Genomic DNA, 15,981 nt, shown 5'->3' on the forward strand with positions numbered 1-15,981 from the left:
AGGCAAACCTAGATAAAATCATACCAGAGAAACTATAGAGCCGCAACCAACCGTCCACATGAGCGCTTTACAAAACCGTTGAACCCCTCATATTTCCAGTCTCAATCCTATTTATGAAAATCATTCTTTCACAAGAAAAAATATAGTTAGATTGTAATAAATAATCCGATAAATATACTGTAAAAACACTTCTTAAGAAAGGAGTAGGCGCAAAAAATGAGATTTCGGAGCATCAAAACACGAATACTGGTTTCACTTCTTCCCACTTTTATCATCGTATTGTTATTCATCACATTATTTACCTATTTTTATAGCAAATCATTAATCAATGGGCAAATCGAAACCAATATGCATCAGCAGTTACAAAGCATTACAAACAAAATCGAGAAAGACTTAATCACGCACAAAAAAATGCCTGAATTAGTAGCCCGTACCGCTGAATTTTCCGCTTTATCCTATACGAAGGAACAATACAGCGCCATATTAAAAAATGCGCTAGGCACTAACAAGGAGACCCTTGGAATGGGAATCTTCTTTGAACCTTATAAATACAAACCTGACGTTAAATACTTTTCTTTATATGCTCACCGTAAAGGCGATAACATCGAGATTACGGAGGAATTTAACAATCCAGAATATGATTATCCAAACACTGATTGGTATCAGACTGGAAAAAACAGCAAGCAACCAGCGGTCTATACCGATCCATATTTTGATACTGTAATCAATACTTCCGTGGTAACCGTCAGTGTACCCTTTTACAGCCAACAACGTGAGTTTTTGGGTATTATCACATGCGACATCGACTTAGCCAGCTTGCAGAAAATGATAAACTCAACCAAAGTCGGGGATACAGGACGCGCGTTTCTGCTTGACAGCAAAGGAACGTATCTGGCGGATGCCGACAAAAATAAAATGATGAAAGTCAACATTAAAAACGATCCGAACTCCTCACTTGCTCAGACGTCATCTCATTTATTAAGCGGGAACGACGGAATGGTTACATATAACGATAAACAAGGTGTTAACCGAATCTACTACAAGAGGATTCCGGAGAACAATTGGGTACTTGCTCTAATTATCCCAGAAGAAGAGCTACTTGCCCCTGTCCATTCTCTTGTAAATGCGCTGATCTTGACAACTGTTATTGCGATCGCTATCACCATCGCGATTATCCTTTTATACAGTCGCTATATTACCAACAATATTGAGCGGGTCAATCAATTGTCCGCAGCGATGTCCGACGGCGATTTTACGCAGAACATCGAGGTCAAAACAGAGGACGAATTCGGGCAAATGTTCCGCAATTTCAACATTATGACGCGGACGCTCAAAGACATGATGGGACAAATTGCTTCCCATACTCATCAAGTGGCCTCTACTTCTGAACAATTGACGGCCGGCTCCGAACAGACAAGCAAAGCGACAGAACAAATTACGGAGTCCATGATGGAAGTAGCCAGCGGCACTGACCAGCAAGTATCGATAGTAGAAGATGCAAAAAAAGTAGTATCTGAAATCTCAGAAAGTATGACCAGTATCATGCGCGAAATTCAACAGGTAAACGAGCGTGCAAGGATAGCGGCGGAAAAAGCAGAGAACGGCAATCACAACGCAAAAGAAATTACGGAACAAATCAATAACATTCATCAGCGTGTAGAAAAACTGGCACAGGCCATACGCGCGCTCGGAGAGAAATCTAAGGAAATTACTCATATCGTATCCTTGATTACCTCTATTTCCGAGCAAACGAATCTTCTGGCTTTAAACGCGGCGATCGAAGCAGCGCGGGCTGGAGAGCACGGAAGAGGATTCTCTATCGTAGCGGACGAAGTGCGCAAGCTTGCTGAACAATCCGCTCAATCAGCCGGCCAAATCGGACATTTGATTGCCGAAATCCAGCATGAAACCCACCAGGCGATTGAAATGATGAACGAAGCAAACGCGGAAGTTGAACAGGGAATGGTAATGGTGGACAGCGCTTCGCAGTCATTTGAAGATATCCTGAAGGCTGCTGAAGACGTATTTGCACATGCAAAGGAAGTAAATACGATCGTAGAACAAATCAATACCGAAAAAGAGAACATGACGGAGGCAGTAAGCAAAATTGCTCTCATTTCTGAACAAACAGCCGAGCTTACCCAAAGCGTGGCGGCGGCCGCGGAAGAGCAAAATGCTTCCATGGAAGAGATCGCTTCAGCCTCCCATACGCTTACGAAAATGGCAGAGGAACTGCATGATTTAATGAGCAAATTCAAGGTATAATAAAGCAGGCAGGGATTTTTTCCCTGCCCTTTTCTTTTCTTCAATCCCTCGAGATAAATCAACGATTTTGCGTACTTTCACCATGTGCAACCGCCTCTTGTTCCACTTTTTTCTGCAGCGCAAGATGCGTAATAAATTCAAAGATGACATTCGAAGCCGCGTTGGCCGTAATCTGTCCATGATCAAACGATGGAAGCACTTCTACCAGATCAAACGCGACAAAATTCAATCCTTCCAACCCCCGTACCAATTGAAGCGCCTCCGTCGTTGTTGCTCCGGCTACTTCCGGCGTTCCTGTTCCCGGCGCGTATGCCGGGTCAATGAAATCAATGTCAAACGATAAGAAAAGCGGGCCGTGTCCCGCACGTTTGCGGATGCGTTCGATGACTGCTGGAATGCCCATCTCTTGCACTTCATGCATTTCTACAACATCGAAGCCCATGTTGCGCGCATCGTCCAAATCTTCCGGCGCATAAAGCCCACCACGCATACCGACCTGAATACAGCGATTCATATCAAGCAAACCTTCCTCATATGCGCGCCGGAATGGTGTGCCATGATTGTATTTCTTTCCGAAATAAGAATCCCATGTGTCGCTATGCGCATCAAAATGCACCAGGCCGACAGGTCCATACGCTTTAGCAACCGCGCGCAATTCAGCAAGCGTAATAGAATGATCCCCGCCAATTGTAATCGGCACGACGCCTTTTTCAAGAATCGGCAACAAGCCTTCTTCAATCTTTTTATAAGATTCCTCGATGTATCCTGGTACGACCGGCAGATCTCCATAGTCGACGCCAGATAAATAATCGAATACATTGATTTTCCTCACTGGATTATATGGACGTAATAAAATAGAAAAGTCACGCACAGCCCCAGGGCCAAAACGTGCTCCAGCCCGGAATGAAGCACCCGTGTCAAACGGCGCGCCAAGCACAACGAAATCCACGTCTTCTGTCGTTTGAACATAAGGCAGACGCATAAACGTACGCACGCCGCAAAAACGTGGAGATTCGAATGAATTTGCCGGTTCATATTTTTTTGTCATGACGTATCCCCTCCAGCTTTCTTATGCATATGTTCACATCTTCGCTTTATTCTCATAAGCAAATCTCATACCAACTATATATTTCCTTGTAAAAACCGGGGATACGTCAAATTCCTCTCCCAATCTTCCTTGCGTTTGATTCATTTTTGAATAGACGTGCCCTTATCCCTTATTTTTCTATACTTCTGCAACCGACGTACGACGGATGGCTGACTGATTCCCAACCGCTTCGCCATTTCATGCGTAGTCCGACATTCTTTGTACGCCTGCATAATTATCTTCTCTTCCACTTCTTCGAGAATATCTTTCAGCTTACGAGCAGGAAAAGATACTGGGATTTCTGCCGCCTCCGCTTCCTTACGCAATGCCTCCGGAAGATGCTCAATTGAAATCACGGGCTCCTCTGTTGTCACCACCAACCGTTCTATCACGCTTTCCACTTCGCGTACATTGCCGGGCCAGCCATAATTCAGCAACGCTTGAACAGCCGATTCATCCATCCTTTTTTCCAATCCGTATTTTTTAGAAAACTTCGCAAGAAAAATACGAATAAGCGGGAGAATGTCTTCCGGCCGTTGACGCAGTGGCGCAATTTCAATCGGTATAACATTCAGCCGAAAGTACAAATCTTGCCGGAATTTCCCTTCGCGTACCATCTCCGCTAAGTCCCGATTCGTGGCAGCAATCAGACGAAAGTCAACTTGCTTTGAGCGCGTGTCGCCTACAGGTGTAATTTTTTTCTCCTGGATGACCTTGAGCAACTTCGCCTGCAACGCGAGCGGCATCTCTCCTATTTCATCCAGAAACAACGTGCCTTTGTCAGCCAATTCAATAATACCAGGCTTTCCGCTCTTGCTGGCGCCGGTAAATGAGCCGGAAGCATAACCGAACAATTCTGATTCCAAAAGCCCTTCTGGAATCGCACCACAATTTATTTCGATAAAAGGCTGTGCTTTACGCTCGCTTTTTCTGTGAATCGCTTTAGCAATCACGTTTTTGCCAACTCCAGATTCCCCAAGCAGCAATACAGTCGTATCCACCTTAGCAACACGTTGCACAAGTGTAATGACGCGTTTCATCTGTGGACTTTCAGCAATGACGCCGGGGATGCGTGTTTCCTTTTCGCGCAATTCTTCAAGTTCGCTTTCATAACGCTTAACTTGCTCCGTCAACTTCTCAAAGCTTTCCTTTAGCGCCATAATTTCAGTCATATCGTGAGAATAGCTGACAACACGCACAAGCTGTTTTTGTTTATCAAACACCGGATAACCAGTAGCCATAACAACTTTACCTGTTTTCGTATGCTGAATAAGCTGCTGTTTTTGTTTTGTTTCCAGTACACGCCGGGTAACAGAAGGACTGAAAATTCCTACCTTCTCCAATTGTTCTGTGCTCTTTCCATACAACTCTTCCGGTGCAATGCCGTATATTTCACGACAATTATCGCTAACTCGTAATATATTTCCTTCTCCGTCCGCAATGACAATATTATCTGTCGATGTCTCGATAATGGCTTTTAGTTCCATCAAAACATCATCCAGCTTCTCTTTGTTCTCTCGCATCTATCCATCACTTCCTCAAAACACTCATAAAACATTGTGCCTTTATTATATTATATTTACACATTCCGACGAATTGATTTAATCATGAATTACTATCAATCATTTTTATTCAAAAATGAATTAAAACAAGCCAAAGTAAATGAAGCAAATACAAAAGGGCCCTATTTCCTAAAGGAACAGAGCCCTTTCATCATTTCCTCTATTTTATCCACTCAAGGAATGTCTTTTCATCAATCACTTGAATCCCTAGCTCATTCGCTTTCCCCAGTTTGGAACCGGCCGCCTCCCCGGCGACAACAAGGTCCGTCCTCTTGCTGACACTGCCGGATACTTTTCCACCGCGCGCCTCGATCATATGCTGTGCCTCTTTACGTGTCACGCTGGCAAGCGTGCCCGTCAGCACGACCGTTTTGCCCGCAAACGGCGAATCAGCGTCCACTTCTTCCGGACGCAGGCCCTTATATTCCATATTCACTCCCGCCTCACGCAGGCGTTCAATTGTCTCTACCACTTCCGGCTTGGCAAAATACTTTACAATGCTTTCCGCCATTTTTGTCCCGATTTCATGAACGGTGACAATCTCTTCTTCGGTCGCATTCTGCAACGCTTCCATTGTGCCAAAGTGCTGTGCCAGCAAGCGGGCGGCTTTTTCACCGACGAAACGAATACCTAAGCCAAATAACAAACGCTCCAAAGAATTATTTTTGCTCGCTTCGATAGCATTTAACATATTATCGACCGATTTTTCACCCATCCGCTCTAGCTTCAGCAACTCTTCACGATCCAGATAATAAAGATCGGCCACGCTTCGCACCAATCCTTTTTCATAAAGCTGGGTCACGACTTTCTCACCGACACCGTCAATATTCATCGCATTACGAGATACAAAATGGATAATCCCCTCGCGGATTTGCGCCGGACACTGCGGGTTAATACAGCGAAGTGCCACTTCTTCATCAAGGCGCACCAGTTCGCTATCACATGCCGGGCAATGCGTCGGCATATGGTACGGCTGCTCATCTCCAGTCCGCTTATCGACTTTAACCTCCACAATTTCAGGAATAATATCGCCCGCTTTTTTTACGACAACATGATCGCCAATCATAATGCCTTTCTCGCGAATAATATCTTCATTATGAAGGGAAGCTCGCTGTACTGTTGTTCCAGCAAGCTGCACCGGATCAAGAATGGCCGTCGGCGTTATCGCACCCGTACGCCCGACAGTGACTTCGATGTCACGCAGAATCGTAATCGCTTCTTCTGCCGGAAACTTGTACGCGATCGCCCAGCGCGGACTTTTCGCCGTATGGCCCAGCTCCTCTTGATAGGCGAGGCGATCCACTTTAACAACCATTCCATCAATGTCATATGGAAGTTCGCCTCGCTTCTCAGTCCAGCCTTCGATAAAAGAAATGACCTCCTCAATCCCTTCACAAACACGGCGCTCAGGATTCACTTTAAATCCAAGTTCCTCCAGCATGGAAAGCGAGCCGCTGTGAGTATCTACCGGCAATGTGTCTTCTCCTACCACCGAGTAGAGGAAAATATCGAGCGAACGGGATGCAGCAATCTTCGGATCCAACTGGCGCAAAGAACCGGCTGCCGCGTTGCGCGGGTTGGCGAACAATAGCTCTTCACGCATGGCGCGTTCTTTGTTCAAACGTTCAAATGCGCGACGCGGCATGAACGCCTCACCGCGAACTTCGATAGTAAGCGGCTTTTTTAACACAAGCGGCAGCGAGCGAATGGTGCGCAGATTCTGTGTAATGTCTTCGCCTGTCCGCCCGTCGCCGCGCGTTGCGCCGCGCACGAAACGTCCGTTTTCATAGCGGAGCGACACGGCCAACCCGTCGATTTTCAACTCGCATATATAGCCAATCGGCCCCTCTACGCCCAGCCCTTGGCGGACGCGGCGATCAAAATCGCGCAAGTCCTGTTCATCAAACGCATTGCTGAGACTAAGCATAGGAATGCTATGTTCCACTTTTTCGAAGGATTCGAGCGGAACACCGCCCACCCGCTGTGTTGGAGAGTCAGGTGTTAAAAGCTCGGGAAATTCTGTTTCAATATGAATTAACTCCTGCATCAACTGATCGTACTCATAGTCAGAGATTTGCGGGTTATCTTTCACATAATAATAATAATTATGCTGTTCGATGATTTTGCGCAGCTCTTTTACTCGTTGAATCGCTTCATTTCGATCCATACACTTTCCCTCTCTTAAAAATAATAAATTTTCCTCACACCTTCTCAATCGGCGCAAACTTAGCCAGCAACTTTTTCAAACCGATCGGATTTGGAAAAGCGATGGTCAATTCCAGATCCTGGCCGCTTCCTTTCGTAGATACCACTGTGCCGATCCCCCATTTGCTGTGTTGGACTTTATCTCCAGCTTTCCAGTCAAGCGTCACATTGACGCTGCGCTCCGCTTGCACTGTTCCGTTCTGTGACTGCACACGCATCGGGACAACGCCATGCCGCTGCGGCTGTGCCGACCGATGATCCGTCCGGCCATAGCGGGAAGCTATCCGTTCCTGCACCATGCCCTCCATCTGCAACAAATGTTCCGGAATTTCTTCAATAAAACGGGAGGGCGCATTCATTTTCGTTTGACCATATAATGTACGCATAAGCGCCCGCGTCAAAAACAATTCTTCCTCCGCACGCGTAATACCTACGTACGCGAGACGACGTTCTTCTTCCATTTCTGCTTCTTCCAACAGCGCACGCGAATGCGGAAAAATCCCTTCTTCCATGCCAACGAGGAACACAATTGGAAATTCCAATCCTTTCGCGCTATGTAATGTCATCATGACAACGGCATTGCCGCGGTCTTCTTCCGTTTCGTCCAGCCTGTCAATATCCGCTACCAGAGCCAAATCGGTCAGAAATGCGACAAGTGATTTATCGTCGTTTGTCCGCTCGAATTCCATGGTAACAGACAAGAATTCGTCAATGTTTTCGAGCCGGCTGCGCGCTTCAAGCGTACCTTCCCGGATAAGCTCTTCGCGATACTCCGTACGTTTGAGCACTTCTTCCACAAGCTCGGTTACGCTTAAAAACTCCTGCATGCTTTCCAATTCCGCAATCAGACGGGAGAATTTCGTCACTGCGTCAGCCAAACGCGCACTTAATCCGACTTGTTCCACTTCCTGAATCGCCCTGTACATCGAAATTCCCTGTTGCGCCGCATATGCCGCGATTTTCTCAACCGTTCCCGCACCAATGCCACGTTTAGGTACATTGATAATACGAGTAAGGCTTAAATCATCATCCGGATTGGAAATAACGCGCAAGTAAGCAAGCATATCCTTGATTTCTTTGCGATCATAGAACTTTGTGCCGCCGACAATATTGTACGGAATGCCTGACTTTACGAACACTTCCTCAATCACGCGGGACTGGGCATTCGTTCGATATAAAATTGCGATATTACGGTACTGACGGCCGCGGCGGACTGCTTTTTGGATTTCTTCAACAATATAATAAGCTTCCGAATGCTCGCTATCTGCCGTATAGTAGCGGATGGGAGCGCCTTCCGGATTCTCGGTCCACAGGTTTTTCGGTTTCCGTCCTATATTGTTACTGATGACTTTGTTGGCGGCCTCTAGAATTTTCTTGGTAGAACGATAATTTTGCTCCAACAGGATGGTACGCGCGTTCGGGTAGTCTTTTTCAAAATTCAGGATGTTGGTAATATCGGCACCGCGCCAGCGGTAAATTGATTGGTCGGAATCGCCAACAACGCAAATATTCTTGTATCCCTCCGCCAGCATTTTCACCAGAATATACTGCGCCCGGTTCGTATCTTGATACTCATCTACATGGATATATCTGAATTTTTTCTGGTAAAACGCAAGTACTTCCGGCACTTCTTCAAAAAGCTGAATGGTTTTCATGATCAGATCGTCAAAATCAAGCGAATTATTGCTTTTCAACTTTTTTTGATACAGGCTATATACTTGCTGGGCCACCTGTTCAACAGGTCCCATGACCATCCCGGCATACTGCTCGGGTGTTTTCAGTTCATTTTTCGCATTGCTGATAAAACCAAGCACCGCGCGCGGATCGTACTTTTTCGGATCAATATTAAGCTCTTTCTGACACTGCTTAACAACCGATACCTGATCACTGGTATCCAGAATCGTAAAATTACGGTTGTAACCGATCCGGTCAATATCACGGCGCAGCATTCGTACACACATCGAGTGAAATGTTGAAATCCAAATATCTTCCGCATCCGATCCGGCAATCGCCGAAATCCGCTCTTTCATTTCACGTGCCGCTTTATTCGTAAATGTAATCGCCAAGATACTCCAAGGTGCTACGTTTTTTTCCTTTAACAAATACGCAATGCGCTGAGTCAGTACGCGCGTCTTGCCGCTGCCTGCGCCAGCCAAAAGCAAAAGCGGGCCTTCCGTCGCCAGCACCGCTTCTTTCTGCTGCGGGTTTAACCCCTGCAACACATCTTCACGATTTATAAACAAGGCGAATGACTCCTTTCCCAAGCAAACGTTTCCCTGTCATTATAACAAACAGTCCTCCATGCAATCACCTATACAGATGCTCTTTACTATCTTAATATTTTACCTTTTGTTTTATGGTGAGAGGATAGAAAAGAAAACAAAAAGATTAGCCAAAAATGTTGACTTTTTGCTTAAAAAGTGTAAATTTACACTATAAGGATTATTTTTCATCTCATTTTGAAAGGAGTTTTCTATGAATGAGCAACATCCCCCTCATTTTTCTCGCGAAACGTTTGACAGAATGATTTCCGAGAAGCTGCGTCTCATTCGCACGGAAGCCCGCCTCACGCAAGAACAAATGGCCGATATTATCGGCCTTTCCAAAAAAACGCTTGTACAGGTGGAAAAAGAGCGAAAAACATTAGGCTTCACCGCCGCTTCGCTCGTCGGCATTTTATTTCGCAATAGCGAAATCGTTCAGGCAATGTTCGGTGAATCTGTGGTCGAGATTATAGAACTCGTTGCTTTTCAAGGCATCGAACAAGAACCGTCGGATGCCAAGCTAGAGTGGATTCAACGTGCCAAGACAAAAGCCCGTTATAAGACGATGGGGAAACGTGTCTGGTGGAAAGATGAAAAAGTTGGAGAAACGTATTTGCTTCAATCTCACATCTTAACCGGACATCTTCGTATTATCGATCGCGCAGATGTACTGCATTATTACAGTATGAATCTAGACGAAGCGAAAACAAAATTCTATGAATTAGAAAGCACAACAAGCAAAGAGTAATTATGGGAGAGAAGGTGTTAGACTTATGAAAAAACGAAAACGAGGGTGGGCCACGTGGCTTCTTTTCACCGTCATTATTATCTGCTTTTTTAGCAGCGGTCTGTTCCCCGTTTCAGTACGCGCCGACTCGACTGCCGCACCGGTAGTCAGCATAAAAGTGAATGTTGGTTTTAACAATACGTATAAATGGGATACCATCGTGCCTGTCCGGGTTACCGTCACCAACCAGACCGATGCCCCTATCAATGGAAATATTGAATTAGATATGCGTACCAATCATACATTTGTGGGTACATACTCAAAGCCTTTATCCTTGAAAAAAGGGGAAAGCAAACATGTGACGTTTCGGGTACATGCACAATTCAGCTATTTTAAAAATAACCCGTCATATGTTAAATGGGTACAAAACGGCAAAACACTTGTCAAACACCCGATGGCCCCGAACAACATCCCAAATGATAGTATTTTTGTCGGTATACTGGCGAATGAAGCGGTGACCACGCATCTGCTTCGTACCCAACCACCGGAAAAAGCAAATGCACCATCCATTCATGTACAGCCGCTTACTCTGGAGGACATTCCAGCAGATACGCTGCGGAACAGCGGCCTGAATGCCCTGCTGATCGACAAAGAAGAAATGGCGCGTCTAAATGAACAGCAAAAGAAAACCGTAAAAGATTGGGCAGCACAAGGTGGACAATTGTTTACTGTTGATCAAACAAGCGGGAAAGGACTTTGGGAAACAATCGGCAAAAAAGCGGAAAACGATACAAGTTCATGGAATGGCACATACATGGCCTCCCAACTGAGCGATGCCGCAACCTACATGCCCGAATTTAAATTGCCGGACGTTTCGCTTGCCGCTTTACTGTTCGCTGCCTACATCATCATCATTGGTCCTGTCCTATTTTATATCATGAAAAGACGAAACGCCCGGGAATGGAATTGGCTCTTCATTCCGGCGCTTTCAATCATTGCGGCATTGGCAACCTATGGATACGGCAAGTGGCAATACGGCAACAAAGTACACCTGCAAAATGTCAGTTTGATTGAAGTAAACAACGACGGAAGCGCCGATATTAGGAGTGGCAGCGCATTTTTTGCACCGCATAGCGGGGACTACAGCCTGCGCTTCCCAAAAGGTATAACCGTGTTTCCATTAAAAGATAGGGAAAGAGGAAATCCAAGAAGCAACACCCGCATTCTCCTGCAAACAGACCATACGGAAGCACAATTCACAAATACGGCATTTTGGTCGCTGCGCCAAGCATTTTCCGAACAACATCAAGAAGGGATCGGAACATTCGCAGCAACGCTAACAACGCAAAATAACCGGATTACCGGTACGATTCGCAATCATACAAACTACGCATTACGCAATGTCTGCATCGTTTATAAAGATGGCGTGCAGACAATCCCTGCGCTTGCGCCCGGCGATTCCATTCAGGTCAATGTCCCGATTCGCAGCGTTGATACGCCAAGAAGCTTTCTCAAATCAGATTTTGCCAAAGCGCTGCTACCTGCTTCTCTCGATGTAGAGAAGAGAAATTATACACGTTCACCGGAAGCACGCCTGATCGAATCCATTTATCATGATATTGGAGAACAAGGGATTTATCTCATCGGCTGGACCGACCAGCATCCATTAAAAAACGAAGTCATCAATGAATCTTATCAGCTTTCGCAATTATCGGTTGTAAAAGCGAAAATAGGAGAGCTAAAAGAAACGGGAGGCGTAAAATGATCGAAGTAAAAGATTTATACAAAAAATTCGGCCGTACCGTTGCTTTACAGGGAATCACCCTTGAGATTAAAAAAGGACAAATTTACGGTTTTGTAGGGCCGAACGGAGCCGGAAAAACAACGGTCATGTCCATTCTGGCCACGCTGCTTACCCCGACGAGCGGTACGGCAAAAGTCGGCGGCTACGATTGCGTAAAACATCCGCGGGAAGTTCGCCGTCTCATCGGCTATATGCCTGACTTTTTCGGTGTATACGACAATTTAACGGCTTATGAGTATCTGGACTTTTACGGGGCGAGTTACGGTTTATCGCCCAAAGAAAGACAACAGGCAATTCCGCAAATGCTGGAGCTTGTGCAACTAACACATAAAACGGATGAATATGTCGATATGTTGTCTCGCGGGATGAAACAACGTCTGGGACTCGCCAGATGCCTGATCCATGATCCGGAAGTCATCATTCTTGACGAGCCTGCTTCCGGGCTTGATCCACGCTCCCGGATTGAAATGCGGGAAATTTTAAAAGTGCTGCGGGAAACCGGAAAAACGATTTTAATTAGTTCGCATATTCTGCCCGAACTGGCGGAGATGTGTGACACCATCGGCATTATCGAATCCGGCAAACTGGTTGCTACAGGTAAGGTGGAAGAAATTTATCGGAAAATGCGAGCACAAAGATTATTAAAAATTCGGGTGCTGGATAAATGGGAACCGCTCTTGGCCCGTTTGCGCTCCGCCCCTGAAGTCTCTAATGCGGTGCGGGAAGATGACCATATTATTATAAGCTTTAACGGCTCTGATTCCGAGCAAGCAGCCCTGTTGCAAACCTTGCTTATAGAGAAATATCCAATCATTGCATTTAGCGAAATGGAAGGAAATTTAGAAGACATATTCCTGGAAATTACGAAAGGGGTGGGCTCATGAACCTTCTACAACTCTTCACTAATCCCGTACTAAGTAAAGAGTTCCGCATACGTATGCGTTCTGGCAAAACACCATGGATCATCAGCCTTTATTTGGCGGCGCTTGCGCTTGTCGTGTTCAGTATTATGTATTTTAAAGAAAAAGAAGCTTACTCTTCTACTAATTACTTCGAAATTTTTATGTGCTTATCCATATTACAATACGGGCTGATTATTTTCGTTACACCCGGATTAACGGCGGGTGTGATCAGTGGAGAACGTGAGCGCCAAACATTGTCGCTTCTACTGACAACTAATTTATCGCCTTTGCAAATCATTATTGGCAAATGGCTTTCGGCGCTTAGCTTTATCCTTTTACTTATTTTCGCTTCGCTTCCGTTATACAGTATTGTGTTTTTGTTCGGGGGAATTGATCCACAACAATGGCTGAAAATATTCGGTGTATACATGATCACGATATTGGCTATCGGTTCTGTGGGCGTATGCGTATCCACACTCGTAAAACGCACCGGCGCTGCATCTGTGACAACATACGCCATCGTGTTCGCATATACCGCTTTGCTGTTTTTTATCAATGCGATGCTTTATGACATCATCAACATAGATTTAGCTGAAAAGATGATTCCTGATGACTCATTTCCGCCTCTTAACTCTCATCCGTTGTACAGCTGGCTACATGCACTAAGCTGCATCAATCCGGTGAATATTGTGGTGATGGTCTTTATGAATGAGAAATCAATCTTTGGCAACGGAGCCTCGCAAATGAGCGACCCTTACTGGTGGTTTATTTTGTATTACGGTCTCATTACGATCATCATGCTTGCACTGGCTGTATTTTTCTTCCGGAGGGTTCAAATTAAGTAAACGATGATGAATTCATTATGTTCATTGAAAAGAAGGAGAGAAAACGTTATATTTATTGACTACTAAAAAAGTAAGGTGCTAAAAATGGGCTATGAGAGAATGTTACTAAAACAATGTCGTAGCGGTGATAAAGAGAGATTTCGCTTACTGGTCGGGCCTTACTTACAGCGAGCATATACAACATCACTCGTTATTTTAGGCAGACAACAGCTGGCAGAAGAAGTCGTGCGAAATGCGCTGATCGAGACATATACACGCATTAGGAATGAAGAAAGGATCGACAACTTTAAAGGGTGGTTTCATCATGTACTCGCCCGTTGTATACTGGGTATTTCGCAACAACAAGCGGAATGGAAAAGGTGTGAGCATGTCGCTCCGTCTACAATCAGTGCTGACGGCATTTTGCCAATTGATACACTGCCTCAAGGAGAATCAAAGCAACAGTTCCTGTATTCGGTTATGTCCCTGGACACGGAGCTGCGAATCATAATCATGCTGTTCTACTACCAAGAGTTAAGTGCCCAAGAGATTGCTTCGCTATTAAACATAAAAGAAGAAATCATTAAATCCAGATTATACATGGCACGGTTGAAACTAAGCAACATCATTTATTGTTCATGCCCAGCATCCAAAACATGTTCTTAACAAGATTGATCACGCCGTATGGACGGATTAAGTAGCATACAGGGTGAAAACAATCATACCTGTATAAGAAAACTCTCACCTTCTTCCCGGCCCATTTTACCTTCAGCAAAGCCGTTCAAAAAGCGGAAACAAGCAATGGACTCTCTCCATCATGGAACGGTTCAGAGTTTGGTCTATTCTGCTTGAAGAACGGCTTTGTGCTCAAATATGCTGCGCTCGCCTACTTCTGCTTCTTCACCGCCTGTACGGTCAGAAGCGCCTGTTCAAGATTCTCGTAAATAATATTGCCGACAATAATCGTATCCGCCCACTGTGCCATTTCCGCTGCTTGTTCCGCGCTTCGGATACCGCCGCCGTAAAAAATGCGGCTGTTCTGTACTACCTTCTGCGCCGCTCGCACTTGCTCCACGTCACCATATATTCCGCTGTATTCAATATAAAAAATCGGGAGCTTTAGCATCTGATCCGCAAGACGCGCATACGCTTTCATCTCTTCTTGAGCAATATTCGTCCGACTTTCTGTCAGCCGTGCGACCGCTGAATCCGGATTACAAACAATATACCCCTCGACAAACACTTCATCCCATTTAATAAACGGCCCATGCTCTTTCAGTCCCTCAATATAAGCGTTAAAAATCCACTCCGGGTTCTGCGCGTTTAATACAAGCGGCACAAAGTACGCGTCAAACCCCGGGACAATCGCTTCTACATTCGATACTTCAAGCGCGCAGGGTACTGCGTACCGCCGAATACGGCTAAGCAAGTCAATCGTATTATCGAACGTCACATTGGTTGTTCCACCAACAATAATCGCGTCTGTTCCTGATTCGCAGACCATCTCTAATTCTTCATCACCAATAAGTTTATCGGGATCAAGTTTAAACACGTGTTTCCATGTTTGGATATTCAAGATATGTATCCTCCTCCATGCTTTCATGCTTGTTATTATAATTCAAATAAGACGAAAGAAAAAAGAAAAGCCTCCTGAACTAAAATTCAGAAGGCTTATTTCTCTTTTTTGTTCTTCTTTTTGCTTAATCGATCCAGCACGGCCATATATCCGCCATTACCATAATTCAGGCAACGTTTTACACGGGAAATGGTCGCCGTGCTTGCGCCTGTCTCTTCTTCAATCTGGCTGTATGTTTGTTTTTCGCGCAACATTCGTGCCACTTCAAGGCGCTGCGCCATCGATTTCATTTCGTTTACCGTACACAAATCATCGAAAAACAAAAAGCAATCTTCCATCGTCTCCAGCGAGAGAATTGCTTCAAATAATTGTTCAAGCTCTTTTCCCTTGATTTTATCTAACTGCACCGACTTTCCCTCCGTTTCCGGCACATGTACTCTTTACATAAGTACCACTTTACTTTTTTCAAGAAGTAAAGCAAACGCTATTTTTATAATATGTAATTCTCTACGCTTTGACAAGAAAAAACGGTCACATTCAAATATATAGCACAGCCTTAAAAATTTCAAAAATTCTTCCTATCTTTACCTACCAAAATATGACGATATATTAAATATATAGCACTTTTACCATTTCGACATTCAATTTAACATAACACGCGAGAAGTCCTCTTCTTCCACGCCTCCGGCGTAGGTGGGGGATGAATCGTGCTTCTTTTTCCCTTCTATTCGTTGTATACTAGGAATGTACGTTCGTATTGAGAAA

Annotated in this window: 12 protein-coding genes; 6 read left to right on the forward strand and 6 right to left on the reverse strand. The window is 45.0% G+C overall.

The features are described 5' to 3' along the window. Window positions 1–216: 216 nt before the first annotated feature. Window positions 217–2,265 carry a methyl-accepting chemotaxis protein gene (locus BLR88_RS15505; protein ID WP_091261115.1) on the forward strand — a complete coding sequence of 683 codons (2,049 nt, stop codon included), beginning with the start codon at window positions 217–219 and terminating at the stop codon, window positions 2,263–2,265. Window positions 2,266–2,323: 58 nt separating this feature from the next. On the opposite strand, the gene speB is transcribed toward BLR88_RS15505, so the two are convergent. The 4 genes from speB to pcrA all read right to left on the reverse strand — a co-directional run bounded on the left by speB (window position 2,324) and on the right by pcrA (window position 9,362). Beyond that, complete coding sequence (speB, locus tag BLR88_RS15510; protein WP_057899928.1) at window positions 2,324–3,313, reverse strand: agmatinase; 990 nt, start codon at window positions 3,311–3,313, stop codon at window positions 2,324–2,326. 140 nt (window positions 3,314–3,453) lie between these two features. Further along, a complete protein-coding gene (locus BLR88_RS15515) occupies window positions 3,454–4,875 on the reverse strand; it encodes a sigma-54 interaction domain-containing protein (protein ID WP_091261117.1) in 1,422 nt (473 codons plus the stop codon). 199 nt (window positions 4,876–5,074) lie between these two features. Then, window positions 5,075–7,081 (reverse strand): NAD-dependent DNA ligase LigA, encoded by a 2,007-nt coding sequence (gene ligA / locus BLR88_RS15520; protein ID WP_091261119.1) that lies wholly within the window; start codon window positions 7,079–7,081, stop codon window positions 5,075–5,077. Between the two features lie 34 nt (window positions 7,082–7,115). Next, on the reverse strand, window positions 7,116–9,362 hold the full coding sequence (pcrA, locus tag BLR88_RS15525) for a DNA helicase PcrA (RefSeq protein ID WP_057899931.1): 2,247 nt from the start codon (window positions 9,360–9,362) through the stop codon (window positions 7,116–7,118). A gap of 232 nt (window positions 9,363–9,594) precedes the next feature. On the opposite strand from pcrA, the gene BLR88_RS15530 reads away from it, so the two are divergent. The 5 genes from BLR88_RS15530 (at window position 9,595) to BLR88_RS15550 (ending at window position 14,306) form a co-directional block, all read left to right on the forward strand. Continuing rightward, the gene (locus BLR88_RS15530) at window positions 9,595–10,131 is read left to right on the forward strand and encodes a helix-turn-helix transcriptional regulator (RefSeq protein ID WP_057899932.1); all 537 of its coding nucleotides are present in this window, start codon (window positions 9,595–9,597) and stop codon (window positions 10,129–10,131) included. A 25-nt stretch (window positions 10,132–10,156) separates the two neighbouring features. Further along, window positions 10,157–11,875, forward strand: a complete 1,719-nt coding sequence (locus BLR88_RS15535; RefSeq protein WP_057899933.1) for a hypothetical protein — start codon at window positions 10,157–10,159, stop codon at window positions 11,873–11,875. Beyond that, window positions 11,872–12,798 carry an ABC transporter ATP-binding protein gene (locus BLR88_RS15540; protein ID WP_057899934.1) on the forward strand — a complete coding sequence of 309 codons (927 nt, stop codon included), beginning with the start codon at window positions 11,872–11,874 and terminating at the stop codon, window positions 12,796–12,798. Before BLR88_RS15535 ends, BLR88_RS15540 begins: the two co-directional genes overlap by 4 nt. Further along, complete coding sequence (locus tag BLR88_RS15545) at window positions 12,795–13,661, forward strand: ABC transporter permease (protein WP_091261121.1); 867 nt, start codon at window positions 12,795–12,797, stop codon at window positions 13,659–13,661. Before BLR88_RS15540 ends, BLR88_RS15545 begins: the two co-directional genes overlap by 4 nt. A 99-nt stretch (window positions 13,662–13,760) precedes the next feature. Next, on the forward strand, window positions 13,761–14,306 hold the full coding sequence (locus BLR88_RS15550) for an RNA polymerase sigma factor (RefSeq protein WP_175493652.1): 546 nt from the start codon (window positions 13,761–13,763) through the stop codon (window positions 14,304–14,306). A 220-nt stretch (window positions 14,307–14,526) separates the two neighbouring features. Here the strand turns inward: BLR88_RS15550 and pcrB are convergent, their stop codons facing one another. Together pcrB and BLR88_RS15560 are read right to left on the reverse strand one after the other, a co-directional pair. After that, on the reverse strand, window positions 14,527–15,219 hold the full coding sequence (gene pcrB / locus BLR88_RS15555; RefSeq protein WP_091261127.1) for a heptaprenylglyceryl phosphate synthase: 693 nt from the start codon (window positions 15,217–15,219) through the stop codon (window positions 14,527–14,529). A gap of 92 nt (window positions 15,220–15,311) precedes the next feature. Next, window positions 15,312–15,623 carry a YerC/YecD family TrpR-related protein gene (locus BLR88_RS15560; RefSeq protein WP_057899938.1) on the reverse strand — a complete coding sequence of 104 codons (312 nt, stop codon included), beginning with the start codon at window positions 15,621–15,623 and terminating at the stop codon, window positions 15,312–15,314. Between the last annotated feature and the right edge of the window lie 358 nt (window positions 15,624–15,981).

This window comes from Aneurinibacillus thermoaerophilus, from assembly GCF_900099925.1.
Classification (GTDB): domain Bacteria; phylum Bacillota; class Bacilli; order Aneurinibacillales; family Aneurinibacillaceae; genus Aneurinibacillus; species Aneurinibacillus thermoaerophilus.

Coding starts and splice junctions, on each gene's coding strand:
- speB (WP_057899928.1), bottom strand. CDS start 3,313: ATGACAAAAAAATATGAACCGGCAAATTCATTCGAATCTCCACGTTTT.
- BLR88_RS15535 (WP_057899933.1), top strand. CDS start 10,157: ATGAAAAAACGAAAACGAGGGTGGGCCACGTGGCTTCTTTTCACCGTC.
- BLR88_RS15540 (WP_057899934.1), top strand. CDS start 11,872: ATGATCGAAGTAAAAGATTTATACAAAAAATTCGGCCGTACCGTTGCT.
- ligA (WP_091261119.1), bottom strand. CDS start 7,081: ATGGATCGAAATGAAGCGATTCAACGAGTAAAAGAGCTGCGCAAAATC.
- BLR88_RS15545 (WP_091261121.1), top strand. CDS start 12,795: ATGAACCTTCTACAACTCTTCACTAATCCCGTACTAAGTAAAGAGTTC.
- BLR88_RS15505 (WP_091261115.1), top strand. CDS start 217: ATGAGATTTCGGAGCATCAAAACACGAATACTGGTTTCACTTCTTCCC.
- BLR88_RS15515 (WP_091261117.1), bottom strand. CDS start 4,875: ATGCGAGAGAACAAAGAGAAGCTGGATGATGTTTTGATGGAACTAAAA.
- BLR88_RS15530 (WP_057899932.1), top strand. CDS start 9,595: ATGAATGAGCAACATCCCCCTCATTTTTCTCGCGAAACGTTTGACAGA.
- BLR88_RS15550 (WP_175493652.1), top strand. CDS start 13,761: ATGTTACTAAAACAATGTCGTAGCGGTGATAAAGAGAGATTTCGCTTA.